We start from the raw sequence: 16799 nt of genomic DNA on the forward strand, positions 1-16799 counted from the left end.
TATTAGTATTCTATGTTCAGTTCTTTGATTTTTTTATCTAAGGTATTTCGATTGATACCCAAAAATTTGGCAACACGAGTTTTGGTATAACGAAACTTCTTCATGGCATATTGAATGAGTCTTGATTCAACTTCACTCACGACAATTTCCATCGCTCGACCGTCAAGACCATCCAATTGCCCTGGTGTCAACCTACCCGATCCTAAATCCAATGGCTCAGCCCCAGAGACTGATTCCACATGATTCAGTTGGGCCACTTCCGCAGTATTCTCAGGTAAATCATCTATACTAGACAAAATATCGGAGAAATCATCCTCATTTAAAATTTCATCTTGAGCAAGAACCACAGCCCTTTCGATTACGTTTTCCAACTCACGAACGTTACCTGGCCATCTGTATTTTAATAGAAGTTTTGATGCTTCTCGAGAAATCCCTTTTACCACTTTATTATTGTCTTTTGTGTATTTTTCCAAAAAGTGATTCATCAGAAGTGGGATGTCCTCAACACGATCACGTAACGGAGGAGTGTTGATCTTTACTACATTCAATCGATAAAAAAGATCTGCTCTAAACTTTTTTTCTGCAACCAGTTGTTCCAATTCGGCATTGGTTGCTGCAATGATTCGAACATCAACTTTTTTTGCCTTCGTAGAACCAATTGCTTCTATTTCCCTTTCTTGTAAAACTCGAAGCAATTTTGATTGTAAGTTTAAATCCATTTCACCAATTTCATCCAGAAAAATGGTTCCTGTATCAGCTAATTCAAACTTTCCTTTTTTATCTGTGACTGCTCCAGTGAAGGAACCCTTTTTATGTCCAAAAAGTTCACTCTCGAGCAAATTTTCAGGAATTGCGGCGCAGTTGATTTTGATAAATGGATTCTCCGATCGAGAACTATTATAGTGAATTGCATTGGCAATCATCTCCTTCCCAGTTCCCGATTCTCCTGTAATCAACACAGAGGCTCTGGAGTCTGCAACCAGTTGGATTTTTTCAAACATTTTTTCCATACTTGCAGCTTTACCAATCAGTGATCCAAATTTATATTTATTCTTTAATTCACGTTTGAGTTGAATATTTTCACGAGAAATTTCTTTTTTAGCCTCTTCGACTAAGTTTTGAATTTTAATGGATTGGGAGATAATAGAAGCAACCACTTGAAGAAAATCCAAAAAGGATTTTAAATCTGTATGTTTGTTTTGAACGATAAATGCGTTTACGACACCTAACATTGTCTGTTCACTTAATATAGGAGCACATAACAAACTCACGTTATGTGGATCATGTTTAAAGTGAGACAAATACCCTACACGGTTTAAAAAATCAGGATGGCTTGCAACCGACTCAATGATGATGGGTTCTCCCGATTCATATACTTTTCCAGTGATCCCTTCTCCCGGTTGGTATGTCCCTTTATCAATTTCTTCAGGAGATAATCCTGATGCAGCGACAATACGAAGAAGTCCTTCTTCCTTATTAAATAAAACAATACTTCCTTTTTCCAATCGAAGAGATTTTTCCATCGTTACCATAATGGAATCAAAAACTTCATTTTGATCTAAGGTAGAACTAACCACTTTAGAAATTTCAATGAGTGTTGCTTGGATTTTTGTCCTTTGTTCTAAACTACGAATGGTTTGTAGGTTTTTAAAAATCTGGCCAGCTTGGTGAGCCAAGACACTTACAATTTCCAACATATCCGCAGTAAACGCATTCAATCGATTTGAGTCGAGTGAGATGACTCCAATGATATCATCTTCTACAATCATCGGAGCAACTAACTCTGATTTGATTTCTTCTTTGACTTGAATGTAATCAGGGTCTTTCGAAACATCATTTACGAGTTTTGCTTTCCCGGTAGAGGCAGCCACTCCGGTGATCCCTTGTCCAATTTTGAGTTTGGTTTCTCGTAGCAACTGTTGGTTCATTCCACGAGAAGTTACGGCGTCCAAGACTCCGTGTTTTTCGTCGATGAGCATAAGAGACCCAGATTCCACACCGCAAATTTGGATGCAGCGATCCAAAATCAATTCGAGAAGTCCATCCGGGTCTTGGGTGGAATTCATTGCAGTCGCAACTTCATGGATGGATTGGATGGGATTGAATTTTTTCACGCTCATAGTTCTTGCTCTTTAGTATTACGCTCTGCCTCGAAAGAATACAGAAAAACATTGTTGGTGACCAATACAGTATGCTTATTTATTAAACAAATAAACCATTTTTTAATCATATTTACCGACATCCTTTCGATTTCTGCAGAAAAAACAACATTTGCTTATAGATTAAGCATGAATCGTACCAGCTTTCTTCGTTTTTGAGGAAATTCTTGTAGCTTATGAAAAAAGAAATCGAGTTACTTGGTTTAGGATGAACCGAGAGCCCTCTGACGACCGGATCTGTTTGCTCTGCGCGGAATCCCAAGTTCCCAATGGGATCACCAAGAATGGTCGTTTTTTCTGCCAAACTTGTGACCGTGAATGGATTTTAGAAAAACGAAAAATCCCGAGGATTGGGAAAAACATCCTTTCTTCTCAGGAGAAAACAGAATTCCTCCTGGACAACCTCTCTCTATTCAACTCCTCCATGGGTTTAGAAGACTTGATGCAAAGGTTTACCGAGCTTATCTCTGTCCGGCTAAAACGTGATAAAGTCGCAGTTTTTATCACCAATCTTGAATTAGGTGAAATTAGATTAGTTTATTATTCTAGTCAGAAGCGAACCTTACAAAGAGCCATCAACAGAATTGCCCTTGATTATGATTTAAGTTATGGAGTTCTCATTGAATCCATGGCAAAAGGAGAACCTTGTTTTTATAAGTTTACTGACCAAACACATCCATTTTACGAATTCTATTCAAAACTCACCGGAACAAAATCTCAGTTAGTGATTCCAATTCTTTATGCCAACACGGCCGTCGGATTATTGACCATTGATTACGAAGAAGAAGATTACTCAGATTTTTTAGAAGACCAAGAAATTTTACAATTGGTGGTTGGCCAATTTGCCGTATCCCTCAGGAATTCTCTCTTATTTTCTAAATCAGAAAATCAATCCAAGAACTTTCAAAGTTTACACACAGCGGCACTGACGTTAAGCCAACTGTATTTAAACAATCATGATGAAATGATTCGAATGATTCTTCTTACTTTATCAGGGATAGTTGAGTCTTCATTTACTTATTTGATAGAAAGTCCGAAAGAAACATCCAAAACAAAAATATTCAAACTATATCGAGATTTAGAAAATTACCAAATCCACACAGAAACACAAATAATGGAAACAAATTCTATTGGGCCTATCTTACAAATGAAAGAGACAACGGTTATGAATCCTTCAGACCAATCTATTTTTCAAAGTATGGGAATCAAAGGAAAAGAATCTATGATATTTCCAATCATATTGGAAAATGGAACTCGTTGCGTGTTTGTTCTCACAAAACAAGATAGTCGATTCCCCAATGATGAAATAGAAGCTTTAAATGCTTTTATTTCTTTAGCAAGAATCACAATGGAAAACTCAAACCTATACCAAAATCTTTCTAACAAAGAAAGATTGGAAAAAGAAATTGAGATCGCAAAAGAAATTCAAAGTACCCTTTTACCAAGAAAAGCCCCAGAAGCGGAAGGGTTTTCCTTTGGTGGTTTTATGGTTCCTGCCCGTGGGATCGGAGGGGATTATTATGACTTTATTCTTTCACCTAACAGAAATGAATTATTTATTTGTATTGGAGATGTAAGTGGAAAAGGTGTGGCTGCGGGTCTTGTCATGGCAACCGTTAGGACGATTCTTCATTCTCTAGTTCGGGTGAAAGATTCTCCTTGGGAAATTTTAAACGATATCAATAACTATCTTTATTCCAATTATAAAGAAGCAATCACCCCACGTTTTATGAGTATGATTTTACTTCGTTGGAACCTCATTACTGGAGAAGTCCTATTTTCCGGTGCTGGCCATGGAAACTTTTATCACTATCATGCGGGATCAAACTCACTATCAGTGATCGAAACAGAAGGTGTCATATTGGGAATCAAACCTGAGATTTCCACTTTCCGCAATGAATCCAAACTAAAATTTGATTCTGGAGACACAATTTTACTATATACTGATGGAGTCACGGAAGCGCTGAATACAAATGAAGTCCAGTTTGGAGAAAAACAACTCCAATCTAGTTTTCTTTCCTGTATCCAATTGGAGCCAAAAAACATCCTGGAGAGGATCTATGCGGAACTAAAAGAATTTGTCAAGGAACAGGAACAACACGATGATATCACTATGGTGGCAGTAAGGAAGATATGATCCCGGAAATTCCTACTTCGATTTCAAATCTTTTTGAGTTAGCCCTCGGCAGAATGGGGAACCAACTTCCTATTCTATGGGCAAAAAACAAAACTCAGTTTCTCATTTCTTATTCCGGAGGAAAGGATTCTTCCATTTTGGTTCTCTTTTGCCAGTATCTCAAAGAAAAATACCAAATCCCTTCTCCTATTTTATTTTATTTGTCTCATGGCATTCGTTCCATTGAAGCAGAAGAGAATGAGTTATTTCATTTTTTAGAAAAAACAAACTTTCCTTTTTCTTTTGTAAAAAAAAAATCCCAAATCTTTCTCTCAAACTAAAAAAAGGATTAGAGGAAACTGGAAGATTGGTTCGTTATCACGAACTAAAAAAAATTACCGATAAAAATCCATCTATAGTCCTCACAGGACATCATTGTAAAGATTATACAGAATCGATTTTCCTACACCTCACAAGAGGTGGTGGGAAAAAAGCCTTTTACACACTTCCTCCTTTTGATGGAGAACGTTTTTTACCTTTGGTTTTTTTTGAAGATAAAGAACTAGAACAACTCTATCAATTTGTTTCCAAACATATGCGAATTTTTGAAGATGAATCAAATCAAAATCCAGTTTATAAACGCAATCGCATTCGCATGGACTTACTTCCCATTTTAGAAAAAGAAAATTGGAATTTTCATAAGACCTATTGGAATTTTCATGAACGGTCTCTGTTGGATCTAAAATTCGATTTAAAACAAAAAACTGTTTTTAGACCAGTCCCACATATTTTTCGAATTCCTCATGAAACTTGGGTTAGTCTTGGTGTATCCGCAAAAAAAGATCTAATTGATTTTCATTTAAAATTACTCGGTTACTATCCGCTTTATAAATCAGGGTTTGATAATTTCCATCTGCAATCGGAAGGAGAAAGGGCATTTTTAGAAAACAAAAATTGTTTTCTATACAAATCAAAGTTTGGTGATCTATTTATCATTGATAAAAAATCTCCAGCCTTCAAAAAAGCAGTTTCCTTTCGAGAGGGAGAAAACTTGTGTATTGAGTGGAACCAAAATAGGTTTAAACTATCTGACCCCCAAGAAAAATACAGTCTTGGTTCTTGGCACCACGGCCAAAAAATCCAAATTCGTTCAGGAAATAAGGAAATTTCTGAATGTATGCGAGAAAACGGAATTCCCTTCTTTTTGAGAACTTATATCCCCATTCTCTATTTTGACGGAGAACCCATCCAAATTTTGTTTTCTCTGTTTTCCAAAAGCGAAAAGAATTATCCCAAACGAATCTATCTAGAAAGGTGAACTAGATGCACAAGTATTCTAAAGAAATTCCCTTTCCCGAAACAAAATTTTTCACTTCAATTGCCAATATCAATGAAAAAGAGGAATTGGACTCAGTACCTTCCATTGCCTTTATGGGAAGGTCCAATTCGGGAAAGTCAAGTTTACTGAATGCTCTTTCCAATCATAGAGGACTTGCCAAAGTTTCAAGAACACCAGGGAAAACAAAACTAATCAATATTTTTAAAACCAAAGAAGGTTTTAACCTTATCGACTTACCTGGATTTGGTTATTCAAAAGCATCACACAAAGAACATAAAGAAATGATGAAACTATTGGAAGGTTTTTTAAATTCCTGGAAACATCTAAAAATTTTATTTATCCTTTGTGATTCACAAAGAGAATTTCCAGAAGAAGAACTATCAACCATCGAAGTTGCCATGGAGAAAAAAATAAAACCAGTGGTGATCCGTACCAAAATTGACAAACTAAACCAAAGCGAACAACACCGTGTTAGGACAGAAATGGAATCGGCTATGAACGAAATTGGAATTCCATTTCGAGTCTTTTATTTATCAGCAACTACAGGAAGGGGAATTGGAGAACTACGCGAATTTATTTTAGAGAATATGATTGATCAAACAAAGGTATCTAAATAATTTCCAACATTCGATTCTGTTTGAAGGTTCATCATACCGAATAAATTAGATGTCATCATTTTACGGAAGTCAGTTAACAAAGCAAAGGTTTCCTTCAATTGTTCTTTCACACGAATGAGTCGTATCTCTTCTTCCAATCTTTTTTTTTCAGATTCAATTTCCTTTAAACGTTCTTCGGAATGAACATCTGAGGACTTTTTTGTTTTTTCCGTTTCGAGCCTGGTCTCTAATTCTTTAATTTTAGATTCTAAATCTTTTTCATGAGACTTTCGCATTATCTCTTTTGGATCTGATTTAGATTTTTCAGCCGATTTGGATTTTTTATCGTCATCTTCTTTTAATTGAAAAAGATCTTTGATGGACTTTCCATCGGAATAGGGAACAAGAGCAGGATCTTCTTCTGGTTGCGAATGCGGGCGTGTCACGGCATGAGTTTCACCACTCACAGCCACCATTCTGCCATCTCTTAATTCATAGTTAATTTTTACTTGGACAGATTGAACCTCTCGTCCTTCCCGAAAGGCTTGGTTTTTGAATTCAGCCGCATGACCCAATTCATGAGAAATTACATGCAAAGCAGAGAGAGATTCAGGAGCACTTTCTAGTTGTCCATGCCCGACATAGTTCACCCTACGATCTTTTAAAAGATCGACATTCATGCGACTGAATGGGGACTCATCGATTCTCATGGAAACCTCACCACCTAATGGGTACTTCGGTTTGTCTTAAGAAAATATTAGTAAGAAATTAGATTTTTGGAAAGCGAAAACTCTCCTGGTGGGAACAGGAGAGTGGTGAAAAACTGAAATTAACTCTTAAGGACCAGTGCGAATGCAACGGACATAATTTCTTTGGGTTTTGACAACATTCCTTTGGACTCCGTAGGACTGTCTGTCAAAGGAGATCGCATATGCTGTTTCTCCCGGAACATCCTCATGATTGGACCAAGCCGTCCAATAGTCTTCTTCCTGCGTGGAAGGAAAAAATTGGAGAGTTGCAGCCCGACCAGGAATCACCAATCGTTGGTACTCAATCGCAGTAGGAACACGCCAGGTCGCACCTAAATAATTGCTGTTTTGGCAAGCTGCATACAACTCACTCACTCCAGCAATCCCAACAGAAGAAAAACCTTGGATCACTTGCGGGAATGCGACAGAGTTACAAGCATGCGTTTTGGAGTCACAGAATGCAACAGGTACAGCACCAGCACGGGCAGTATCGTATGGATTGAAAATAGAACCTTGTGGAGCCCCCAAACAATCATTAAATCCTGCACGGTATACCTGACCATGAGTACATTTTTGCCAAACTAAATTGGCAGCAGTATCAGTGATGGTCCCGTTTCCATTGTCACGAAGACTTTGGTTTGCGATAAGACCTGCAAAAAGTTGGTTGGTTTCTTCCGGGCTTAAACCGTAGACATCTTCTACGGGTTTCATTTCACAGTTCATGAAAAAAGATAAGACCAAAAGAGCGAAACAATATTGAATTTTTTTCATAATCTCTGCCCTCCTAAAATATATGGTTAAAGTTAATGAAAGTTTGTCTATCTTCATTCGAAATGGCATGATCGAAGTAGATAACAGTTGCTTGGTTCCAAGGAATTCTTAGACCAATACCTCTTGAGTGTTTGTAGTTTTTTAAATTCGCATCTTCTGTACGATCCCAAACTCGTCCCACATCGTAGAATGGAACCAATTGGAAGTCAAAGTGTTGTCCCCAAAATTCAGTCTCTGCAAATTTCCAACGAATTTCGAAGTTGGCAAAAGCCATTGTTTGGCCGACGAATCGATCTTGTTTGTAACCGCGAATGGTAGTTCGTCCACCAAGTCCTGATTGGTTGACTTCCGTTCCCCACATGTTGCGGTATTCGTAAAACGGTGCATCCCCATTGGTTTGGATCATAGTTCCGCGTGCGGCAAGCACAAACTTCTCCAATATCTCAGGTGGTTTGTTTGTAAACCATTGGACCGGACTGATAAAAATACGGCCGGAAACTAAGTTCTTATTAAACTCCGAAGTGGAACCAATGGCTTTTGTAGAACGTTCGTGAGTGTATTCTAAAAATAATCCACGATTTGGATCTGGTTCAAAGTCACGAGTGTCATAAACAATACCGGCACGGATTGTATTTGTGTAACCGCCGTTAATGCCATTGATTTTCCCATCTTTATCATCGCGAGTAAGTTTGGTTTCTCCTTGTGGAGTGCCAAAAGTACGCTCTACTCCAAGAAGACCTAAAACACCGTCGGCTGGACCTAATAATGCATTATTGTATTTTCCATCATACGTACGAATGATTTGTTTGGAAAGACGAACACCTGTTACTGCGCGAAGAGTTCCTCCCAAAAAGGAATACTCACCAGAAGTACTGAAGTTAGGATTTTCAATATCATAACGATTGTATCTGTGATCACTGACAATAGGAGCTTCACCAACACCCGCATCTCCTGGACGTCGATAATTTAGGTTATCTTCATAGTCAGCAAAAGGAGCATTTCTTCTAATCTGACCATTGGGATCATTTCGTTCTAAATAGGAAAGTGGTTGGAGTGTATTTTCCCCGATTCCAAAAAACAACGAATTCGGATTTCTTTCATATACTAAGTCAGCACGGAGCCTCCATTTGGTATCAAAGATATAAGGTGCATCCAAACTCAACTGGTGGTAAGGGGCACGTTTCGTTGTGTTAAAATACTGAGCAAAAATCCGAACGCGGTATGGAGTGTATTCAAACATCGGAGACGACTTTGTTCCGTTGTAAAAAAAGAGCACTCGAGCCCCATAACCAACCCCAACGTTGGGATCGGAGTTGATGAGGGGAAGACCAGTGAAGTAACTCCCCTCTTTTTTATTTTTAAAATCCCGTTCACTGAGTCTCCGTTTTTCAGAGATTTCAAACGGAAGGTCCGTACGAGGTGGTCGTTCCTGAGCGAGAACCCCGTGAAAAAAGGAAAAAAACAAAAGAAGTGTAAAACTTCTAACTATATAATTGTACATTCTCTACCTGTTAGCCAAAGAAACTGCCTTATGGTGGGAAGTTTGAAAAATATGTCAAATAGATTCGAAAATTTATGTTTTTTCCGGTTCGATTCTGTGTAATATGATAAGCACCTCGTCTTGTTGGACAAGTTCACCTTGTGATTTTCGAATTTCTTCCACTCGGCAAGCGTACGGAGCCTTAACAGCGTTCTCCATTTTCATTGCTTCCAGAATGAGAAGTGTCTCCCCTGCTTTGTGTTCCTTTCCCACACTCGTAGAGATTTGCACTACTTTTCCAGGCATCGGACTTTTGATTTCGGGGGATGTTTGTCCTCCACCTTCATACTGCCGTTCGGTGAGTTTTCCATTCCACGTTTCACCCTTCCAATGGAGGAAAATTTCATTTCGTACTTTCAGGTATTTTAATATAGATCCATCTAACATGGTTACAGATTGTAACGAGTTTGTATTAGTGGATGGGCTTTCTTCTTTGATTAGGTTTTCTAATTGGAATAAAAAAGATTTAGTTCCAAAACGTACCCGAACTGCACCACCACTGACACAAACAGAAGCAGGACCTGACTTTGTTTCAAATAAATAATCCATGTTAGGTTGTTTCCTTAGACCAAGGGCTAGTTAGTTCTTTAGAAGTAAAAAAGGTTCCACTCAAAGCTAATTTTAATTCTTCTTTGGTATGATCTGCCAAAAGTTCCACTTCGTTATCTGCAATGAAGTGAGTTGATACCTTTCCTTCCGCAAATTCTTTGGCTGAAACTAGTTTTTGTAAAAATTGAAGATTGGTCTTTGGTCCAAAAACAATCGTCTCTGATAAACATTCAACCAATCGCTTAATGGCCGTGATTCGATCTTCTCCCCAAACAATCATTTTTGCAATCATTGGATCATAAAACATTGTGATCTCTGATCCTGAAACCACACCAGAATCAATTCGTAAGTAATCTCTTGTAGGAAAAGATAAATGATGGATACGACCAATGGATGGTAAAAAACCTTCTTTTGGATCTTCTGCATAAATACGGACTTCCATGGCATGTCCTTTTTGTGAAGGAGTTTGTAATTGTGGTAACTCCTCTCCCTGGCAAACTCGAATTTGCCACTCTACCAAATCAAGTCCCGTTGTCATTTCCGTGACTGGATGTTCCACCTGCAAACGAGTGTTCATCTCAAGAAAATAAAATTCTCCCGATTCACCTAATATGAATTCTACGGTTCCTGCCCCTTCGTATTGTACTGATTTTGCTGCCATTACAGCAGCTTCTGACATTTTTATTTTTAAGTCTGATGGGTATCTTGGAGCAGGAGTTTCTTCTACCACTTTTTGGTGTCGTCTTTGTAAGGAACAATCCCTTTCATGTAGGTGAATGATATTTCCTTTTGTATCTCCAAAAATTTGAAACTCAACATGTCGTGGATTTGTAATGTATTTTTCTAATAAAATGCGATCATCACCAAAAGCAGAAAGAGCTTCCCGTTTTGCCGATAAAATACCTGCTTCCAATTCTTCAGGGGAATTGATCCTACGCATTCCTTTTCCCCCACCTCCAGCACTTGCCTTTGCCATTATGGGGTATCCAATTTTTTCTGCTTCTTTTTTGAATACAGAGATTTCTTGGGAAGCACCTTCGTATCCTGGAACCACTGGAACTCCACTTTTTGCAACTAACAAACGTGAGCCGATTTTGTCTCCCATCGCCTCAATCGAGTGAGGTTTTGGTCCGATGAATCGAATTCCATGTTTTTCTAATTGAGAAGCAAAGTCAGTATTTTCTGATAAAAATCCGTATCCTGGATGGACAGCATCTGCACCTGTCGTTAGGCAAGCCTTCACAACTTTTTCAACATCTAAGTAGGAGGAACGTGCATCTGTTCCCCCTAAAGAGAACGCTTCGTCCGCAGACTGGACAAATAAACTTTGTGCATCTGGATCGGAAAAAACAGCAACTGTCTTGATTCCCATTTTTTTTGCAGTGCGAATGACCCGAACCGCAATTTCACCACGGTTGGCGATGAGTATTTTTTGGATTGGCTTCATGTAAGTAGGATCAAAATTAAAGGGCCGTGAAAATAAATCAACAGAAAGATAGGAAGTCGATTGACCATCTCCTTTGTCGGCTCATTCTTTTTTTATTGTGAAACTCTTCCCTTCTCTCAGATTTTCGGATCGTATTTTCCTGACTTATCTTTCCTTTGCTTTTTTAACTCTCTTTCTCCATCGGATTCTATTTTTCGTAATTTATTCATATCGATTAGATGAGTTTCCCTATTTGGTTTTACTCAAAGCTTTTTTAATTGGGTTTCGATTTGATTGGGTTACCATTTCGATTTTGTTAGTTGGATTTTATCTTCTATCTCTTTGGGACAATGCCTCTAGATTCAAACCTTATCGGCAGTTTTGGATCATCACCCCTCTTGTATTGTATCCATTTTGTTTGGTCCATTTATTTGCCGATTTATTATATTTTGAAAATGCAAACAAACATATTGGATATGAAGCCATTGTATTTTTGGGTGATTTGGATGTTTTAGTCTCTTCTGCCATTGAAGAAGCTCCTATCAAAATCCTTTTGTTTTTACTTTGTATTGGTTTGTATATTTTTGGAATTCGGTTTTGGTTTTCCAAACTCAAAATCTCTGAAAAACGAAATCAAAAAGAATCTTTTCGATCCAAATCCTTTAAGGCCATTCTCTGGATCCTTTTTTTCTTTATTGGACTACGTGGAGGCCCTCAAGAATCTCCGTTACGTGCCAGTGAAGCCATTATCTCTGATGATTCGTTTATCAATCAACTTGCGTTAAACGGAATATATACAACCATTAACGATTTCAAAAGCCAATCCATCCCCAAACATCTTAAAATGTCTGATGAAGATATGTTGAAAGTGGTAAAGGAAGAAATTTCCTATGACGGTGCCACCTTTATCAATGACCCTGAGTTTCCATTGGTTCGAAAGATCGAAGGAATTCCTGGAAGAAAACCTATCAATGTTGTGTTGGTCATCCAAGAATCTTGGACGGGAAAATATGTTTGGCCAATCTCCGATGGAATTTGGTTAGGAAAAGAAGTAACACCATTTTACAATAGTTTGGCGAAAAAGGGACATAGTTTTCGAAAATTTTATGCCAATGGGGGAAGGACTAGTAATGCTTTACTTTCTGTCCTGACGAGTGTTCCCGACAGACCAGGCCTTACAGCCATCCGCACTCCACAAATCCTTAGCCATTTTTCGGCCATTGGAAATATCTTTTCTAGTTTTGGATACCAAACCAGTTTCATCACTGGTGATGATTTAAAATTCGATAGTTTGGCCACTATCTTACCGCACTTTGGATTCAAAACTCTCATTGGAAAAGAAGACTTTCGAAAGTCAGGAAAGTATAATATCGGTGCATGGGGTTATGACGATGAACATCTTTATTCCAAAGCGCTTGAAGAAATGGATTTTTATCAAAAAGATAACAAACCCTTTTTAATGACCATTCTCACCATGACGACACATTATCCGTATAAGGTGCCAAACTCAAAATATGAAATTTATGATTCTTCTGTTACAGATTTTGATTATCTGAATACCTATCACTATTCCGATTCTGCATTGGAAACGTTTATGAAAGAAGTCCAAAAACGAAAATACTACGAAGACACAGTTTTTGTATTTGTAGGAGATCACACCCATCATAGGTATTTATCTTATTATGAAGATAGAATGGTTCCCTTTCTATTATTTTCTCCCAAATACATTAAACAAAAGTTAGATGAAAGAATTGCTTCTCAATTGGATGTCCTACCTACAGTTTTGGGAGTGGTCGGAAAAGAAACATACTTTTCTGGTTTTGGAAAAGATATGCTTGCACCAAATGTAAAATCAGGTAGCACTTATTTTGCTTATGGTAGTGCTTGTGGTTGGATTGATGAAGAAAAAATACTCTACCAAAGTGTAGATGGAGACACTCAGTTTATTTTTCAAATGATTCCGCCTTATGGGGAAGATCCGGCCTGTAACCCTAATCGCAAAAACTGCTTTCGCCAAACGATTAAGGCACGGGCTTTCTTTAATTTGTCCTTGGAGTTGATGAACCGTAACTCGGTTTATCCTTTGGAAGGTTCTTTACGGTACACCAGGAAATGAATCCACATACTTCACTTTGAAGTCGGGAAAACTAGTCACAATCTGAACTTTAAAATCAGGGAAGGAAGTTACCTCTTGCCACTTACCGCAGTCGGAAGGAAAACTACTCACCTTTTGTACTTTTAAATCAGGGAAACTATCCACGATCTGCACTTTGAAATCGGGGAAGCTAGTCACAAACTGAACCTTCCCTGCCAATTTTTTTCCTTTAAAAGTGCAATCGGAACCAACTTCCCCGGCCCAAAGACCCGTGGAAAACAAAACTACGATCATAGAACCAACAATTTTATTCATACACTCTCCCCATTTTTAAGAAATAAATTTTCGACTTAAAAATGGGTTTGTCAATTCTTTTGTCCGATGATTTGGAATCAAATCACCGGGAGAAATCAGAATCCAAACAGAGATTTAATTGAGTTTGGTTCTTTCTTGCTCTGTCAGAGCATCTAACTCTAGTTTTTTGGTATGCATTAAATTGTATAAATACGTTTGAAATTCTTCCCAAGAAGAAAAATCCGTTGGGTCATGGGAACCGAGGCCCAAATATCCAACTACATTTCCCTTTTGGTAGTTTTGGTAGGTTGTGACTCCTGATTTTAAAGCCACAAAAACAGGAATTTTTTGGTCAAAGGCAATCTTCACCATTCCTTTCTTTAGAGGGAGGATTTCTTCTGAATATGTATTTTTTCCTTCTGGGTAAACGATGTAAGAAGTAGTTTTTAAACCTTCGATTAGGTTTTTTACAGAAACGGCAACAGACATTGCTTTTGAATTATCAAACACTTGGGATCCCATCGCCACCATCCACCAATAGGCAAACCATGCTTTTTTGATGACCTGATTTGCTAAAAATGGTTTACGGATCACATAACAGTCGTAAGGGAAATCCATCTCATTGACATGGTTTAAAAAAATCATATGTCCTTTTTGTGGAACATCGATTTGATTAAATACGATGAGTTTGGTTTTTGTAATCTTTAGGACATCCTCTGCCCAAATTTTGGTTCCTTCCAAAAACTCTTTGATCCGTGCTTCTTTATTTCCTGTGACTGAACGATAGATCCCTCTGATCAAATAAGGGCTTGCTTTACCAAAAACAAGAAGGGTGATTCTTAAGTAAACCTTCATCACCAAACGCCCGTAGTGGACACTCAGTCCATGTAAATTTTTCTTAATAAGATCGTCAACGACCGGAATTTTCGCCATAGCAACAATTAGACAAAAGAGGTCATTCTATGGAAATAAAAAAGCCCAAGAAAATTCTTGGGCTTTAGTTTCTGGAAACGGTGTTAGATAACGTTTCTTATTGTTGCGGAGTGGAAGTAGCTCCAGCGGCAGGTTTTGTTGGGACATTTAATGCTTTTTTACGTTCTTGGTCATACTTCATGAACACCATATTGTTGGAGTCCAAATCGTAAACGCGACCTCTTACGTCAGCATGGTCCACACGGTAATCTTCTGGAACACGAACGTCAAACATTGCTTGGATTCTATGATCAAATTTGACATAAGGGTTTTTTGAAAAATCATATGTCACACCATCAACCTTAACTGGCTGGCCTTCCACTGTAACACCATTTTCATCTTTCGATGACTCTGATTTAGCTTGTGCATTGTTCAGGTAATAGTTGTCATATGGATATTTCAACTTATAAATGTTAATTGCATTCGCTTTGGAATCACGAGCAAGGTTGATCGCACCAAAATATAAATCGATACGATACTTTCTATGAGAAGGTTGGAGTTTTTGGTGTTTTTCCAAATTCTTTTCCACTTTCAGGGCAGTGGCTCTTGCTTCTTTGGCAAGACCTAAATGTTTGTAACCTAATTCTAGGTTTTTCTCGATGTCATATTTATTATAACTGTAGTGAGCTTCTTTTGGATCATACATACGGCGCGAATATGGTGCTTCTCTTGGAATGTCCATCACGTCTTGACGAAAGTAAGAACCTTTTCCGTATTCAATAGAAATATCAAGAAGGGCTTTATCCATTGGATTGTTTGGATTTTTTCTTTCCATGGCCGTTTTCATCATTTCTTCTGCACGTAAGATGTAGAGTTGAGAAAGTTCTTCCGTCATTTTTTCGATACCCAATTGGCATTCGAGAAAACGTTGGTAAGCAGAGGGAAAATTTCCTTCGAAGTGGTATTGTAAACCTTCTTGGTAAATCCGTTTGGCTTCGTTGTATTTTTTCATACGAAAACCTTCTTTCCCTTCTGGAGCATTGAGTTCCGTCGGTTTTCCTTCTGGATCTTCTCCACGGAAATTTTTTACAATTGGCTCTAACTCACGTAGGTAAGTTAGAAGTTCAATGCGTTTGTGGTATGATTTACTAGAGACTGATTCTGCAACCATAGGTGCCTGCATCAAAAGACTCGTCATGAGAATAAGAAGGGATTGTTTCATTGCGCTGCCGTTCATTCCGTTTCCGTACTTTCCTTCCTTGAAAGAATCTTACAAGTAATTTTGGGGTGGCCCCTGTGAGTATTATCGGAGATTTCTGATATTGGATTGACAGATTGTATTTTAAAATTGAGCCTTTTCCTAGATTTTTCCTATGTCCCAAGCTGCCGCCCAGTCCAAAAAAGTATCTTTTCGCGCCAAAGAGTCTACAGTCTGCCCGATTTGTGATGAAAATCACCAAAAAGAACAAATGTTTCAGGGTGGTGGCCGACTCATCGCCGGGAAGTTGGCTCAAGATTTACGTCGTTTATACGAAAAAAATAAAAAATTTGGTCGTGTGAGTCCTCTGGATTATGTCATGACCGTCTGTCCTCGTTGTCTGTATTCGTCCTTTCCCAAAGATTGGAATTCTCTAAACCCTGCTGACAACGAAGCCATTCGAATGGCTACCGATTCTCGTAGAAGTTATATAGAAAAAATTCTAGGTCCCTTAGACTTTACCCAGGATCGCCAAATTGTGTTAGGTGCTGCTTCCTATTTACTTGGGATGGATTGTTACCAACTTCGAGGTGCCAGTGTGGCCCCTACTCCCAAAAAAGCTGTTTGTGCCATTCGTGCAGCTTGGTTTTTTTCAGACCTTCATGATGAGTTTCCTCATATTGGATATGATAAAATAAGAGACTTACTTTATCAAAAAGCTGCAGTGATTTATGGTTATACCTTGGAACTCATGCAAAATGGAAACGAACCTGTGGACCAAGCTGCGGGGATACTTGGCCCGGATACAGATAATAACTGGGGATTTGATGGAGTGATCTATCTCAATGCATTCTTAACAAAAAAATTCAAAGACCAAATGGCTCCAAAGCCAGAAGACCAAGTTTTGTTATTGTCTCGAGCCAAAAGAACACTGGCAAGGCTCTATGGATCAGGAAAGGCTTCCAAAGGAAAACCAGGTCCCATTGTAGAAATGACTCGTGAGCTTTATGATGAGTATAATACCATTTTAGAAGCAATGGGAGGCGAGAAGTAAG

Annotated in this window: 15 protein-coding genes; 6 read left to right on the forward strand and 9 right to left on the reverse strand. The window is 38.3% G+C overall.

Translation table 11 applies throughout. The features are described 5' to 3' along the window. Nucleotides 1-2 precede the first annotated feature (2 nt). On the reverse strand, nucleotides 3-2120 hold the full coding sequence (locus EHQ47_RS03240; protein WP_425269555.1) for a sigma-54-dependent Fis family transcriptional regulator: 2118 nt from the start codon (nucleotides 2118-2120) through the stop codon (nucleotides 3-5). A 247-nt stretch (nucleotides 2121-2367) separates the two neighbouring features. Between EHQ47_RS03240 and EHQ47_RS03245 the strand changes: the two genes are divergently transcribed. Genes EHQ47_RS03245 through yihA form a run of 4 tightly spaced genes read left to right on the forward strand, consistent with a single transcriptional unit; the run spans nucleotide 2368 to nucleotide 6231 of the window. Next, nucleotides 2368-4296 (forward strand): GAF domain-containing SpoIIE family protein phosphatase, encoded by a 1929-nt coding sequence (locus EHQ47_RS03245; RefSeq protein ID WP_135747387.1) that lies wholly within the window; start codon nucleotides 2368-2370, stop codon nucleotides 4294-4296. Continuing rightward, entirely contained in the window at nucleotides 4293-4616 is a 324-nt protein-coding gene (locus EHQ47_RS19905; protein ID WP_135776548.1) for a tRNA lysidine(34) synthetase, read from the forward strand. Before EHQ47_RS03245 ends, EHQ47_RS19905 begins: the two co-directional genes overlap by 4 nt. A gap of 26 nt (nucleotides 4617-4642) precedes the next feature. After that, the gene (locus EHQ47_RS03255) at nucleotides 4643-5593 is read left to right on the forward strand and encodes a tRNA lysidine(34) synthetase (RefSeq protein ID WP_269155334.1); all 951 of its coding nucleotides are present in this window, start codon (nucleotides 4643-4645) and stop codon (nucleotides 5591-5593) included. A 5-nt stretch (nucleotides 5594-5598) separates the two neighbouring features. Then, nucleotides 5599-6231, forward strand: a complete 633-nt coding sequence (gene yihA, locus EHQ47_RS03260; RefSeq protein WP_135747384.1) for a ribosome biogenesis GTP-binding protein YihA/YsxC — start codon at nucleotides 5599-5601, stop codon at nucleotides 6229-6231. On the opposite strand, the gene EHQ47_RS03265 is transcribed toward yihA, so the two are convergent. From EHQ47_RS03265 to EHQ47_RS03285, 5 genes are all read right to left on the reverse strand, one after another. After that, nucleotides 6210-6920 (reverse strand): hypothetical protein, encoded by a 711-nt coding sequence (locus tag EHQ47_RS03265; protein ID WP_135747383.1) that lies wholly within the window; start codon nucleotides 6918-6920, stop codon nucleotides 6210-6212. The two genes, yihA and EHQ47_RS03265, sit on opposite strands and share 22 nt — an antisense overlap. A 126-nt stretch (nucleotides 6921-7046) precedes the next feature. After that, complete coding sequence (lsa25, locus tag EHQ47_RS03270; protein WP_135747382.1) at nucleotides 7047-7730, reverse strand: surface adhesin Lsa25; 684 nt, start codon at nucleotides 7728-7730, stop codon at nucleotides 7047-7049. A gap of 13 nt (nucleotides 7731-7743) precedes the next feature. Beyond that, nucleotides 7744-9231, reverse strand: coding sequence for an Omp85 family outer membrane protein (gene omp85 / locus EHQ47_RS03275; RefSeq protein WP_135747381.1), 1488 nt, complete (start codon nucleotides 9229-9231; stop codon nucleotides 7744-7746). Nucleotides 9232-9303: 72 nt separating this feature from the next. Continuing rightward, nucleotides 9304-9819: an acyl-CoA carboxylase biotin carboxyl carrier protein subunit gene (locus EHQ47_RS03280; RefSeq protein WP_135776549.1), complete on the reverse strand. Its 516-nt coding sequence runs from the start codon at nucleotides 9817-9819 to the stop codon at nucleotides 9304-9306. Nucleotide 9820: 1 nt separating this feature from the next. Next, nucleotides 9821-11266, reverse strand: a complete 1446-nt coding sequence (locus EHQ47_RS03285; protein ID WP_135776550.1) for an acetyl-CoA carboxylase biotin carboxylase subunit — start codon at nucleotides 11264-11266, stop codon at nucleotides 9821-9823. A gap of 94 nt (nucleotides 11267-11360) precedes the next feature. Here EHQ47_RS03285 and EHQ47_RS03290 point away from each other — a divergent pair, with 94 nt between their 5' ends. Further along, entirely contained in the window at nucleotides 11361-13361 is a 2001-nt protein-coding gene (locus EHQ47_RS03290) for a sulfatase-like hydrolase/transferase (RefSeq protein ID WP_167483261.1), read from the forward strand. Here the strand turns inward: EHQ47_RS03290 and EHQ47_RS03295 are convergent. The 3 genes from EHQ47_RS03295 to EHQ47_RS03305 all read right to left on the reverse strand — a co-directional run bounded on the left by EHQ47_RS03295 (nucleotide 13341) and on the right by EHQ47_RS03305 (nucleotide 15783). Beyond that, a complete protein-coding gene (locus tag EHQ47_RS03295; RefSeq protein ID WP_135747378.1) occupies nucleotides 13341-13655 on the reverse strand; it encodes a 7(1) septoil knot domain-containing protein in 315 nt (104 codons plus the stop codon). The genes EHQ47_RS03290 and EHQ47_RS03295 overlap by 21 nt on opposite strands. A gap of 114 nt (nucleotides 13656-13769) precedes the next feature. Beyond that, nucleotides 13770-14489 (reverse strand): lysophospholipid acyltransferase family protein, encoded by a 720-nt coding sequence (locus tag EHQ47_RS03300; RefSeq protein ID WP_244290227.1) that lies wholly within the window; start codon nucleotides 14487-14489, stop codon nucleotides 13770-13772. A 175-nt stretch (nucleotides 14490-14664) separates the two neighbouring features. Beyond that, nucleotides 14665-15783 carry an LIC11274 family protein gene (locus EHQ47_RS03305; protein WP_135776551.1) on the reverse strand — a complete coding sequence of 373 codons (1119 nt, stop codon included), beginning with the start codon at nucleotides 15781-15783 and terminating at the stop codon, nucleotides 14665-14667. Nucleotides 15784-15919: 136 nt separating this feature from the next. Between EHQ47_RS03305 and EHQ47_RS03310 the strand changes: the two genes are divergently transcribed. Next, on the forward strand, nucleotides 15920-16798 hold the full coding sequence (locus EHQ47_RS03310; protein WP_135747375.1) for a DUF2225 domain-containing protein: 879 nt from the start codon (nucleotides 15920-15922) through the stop codon (nucleotides 16796-16798). The last annotated feature ends 1 nt before the right edge of the window (nucleotide 16799 follow it).

The sequence above is a fragment of the Leptospira bourretii genome (genome assembly GCF_004770145.1).
In the GTDB taxonomy this organism is placed as follows: domain Bacteria; phylum Spirochaetota; class Leptospiria; order Leptospirales; family Leptospiraceae; genus Leptospira_A; species Leptospira_A bourretii.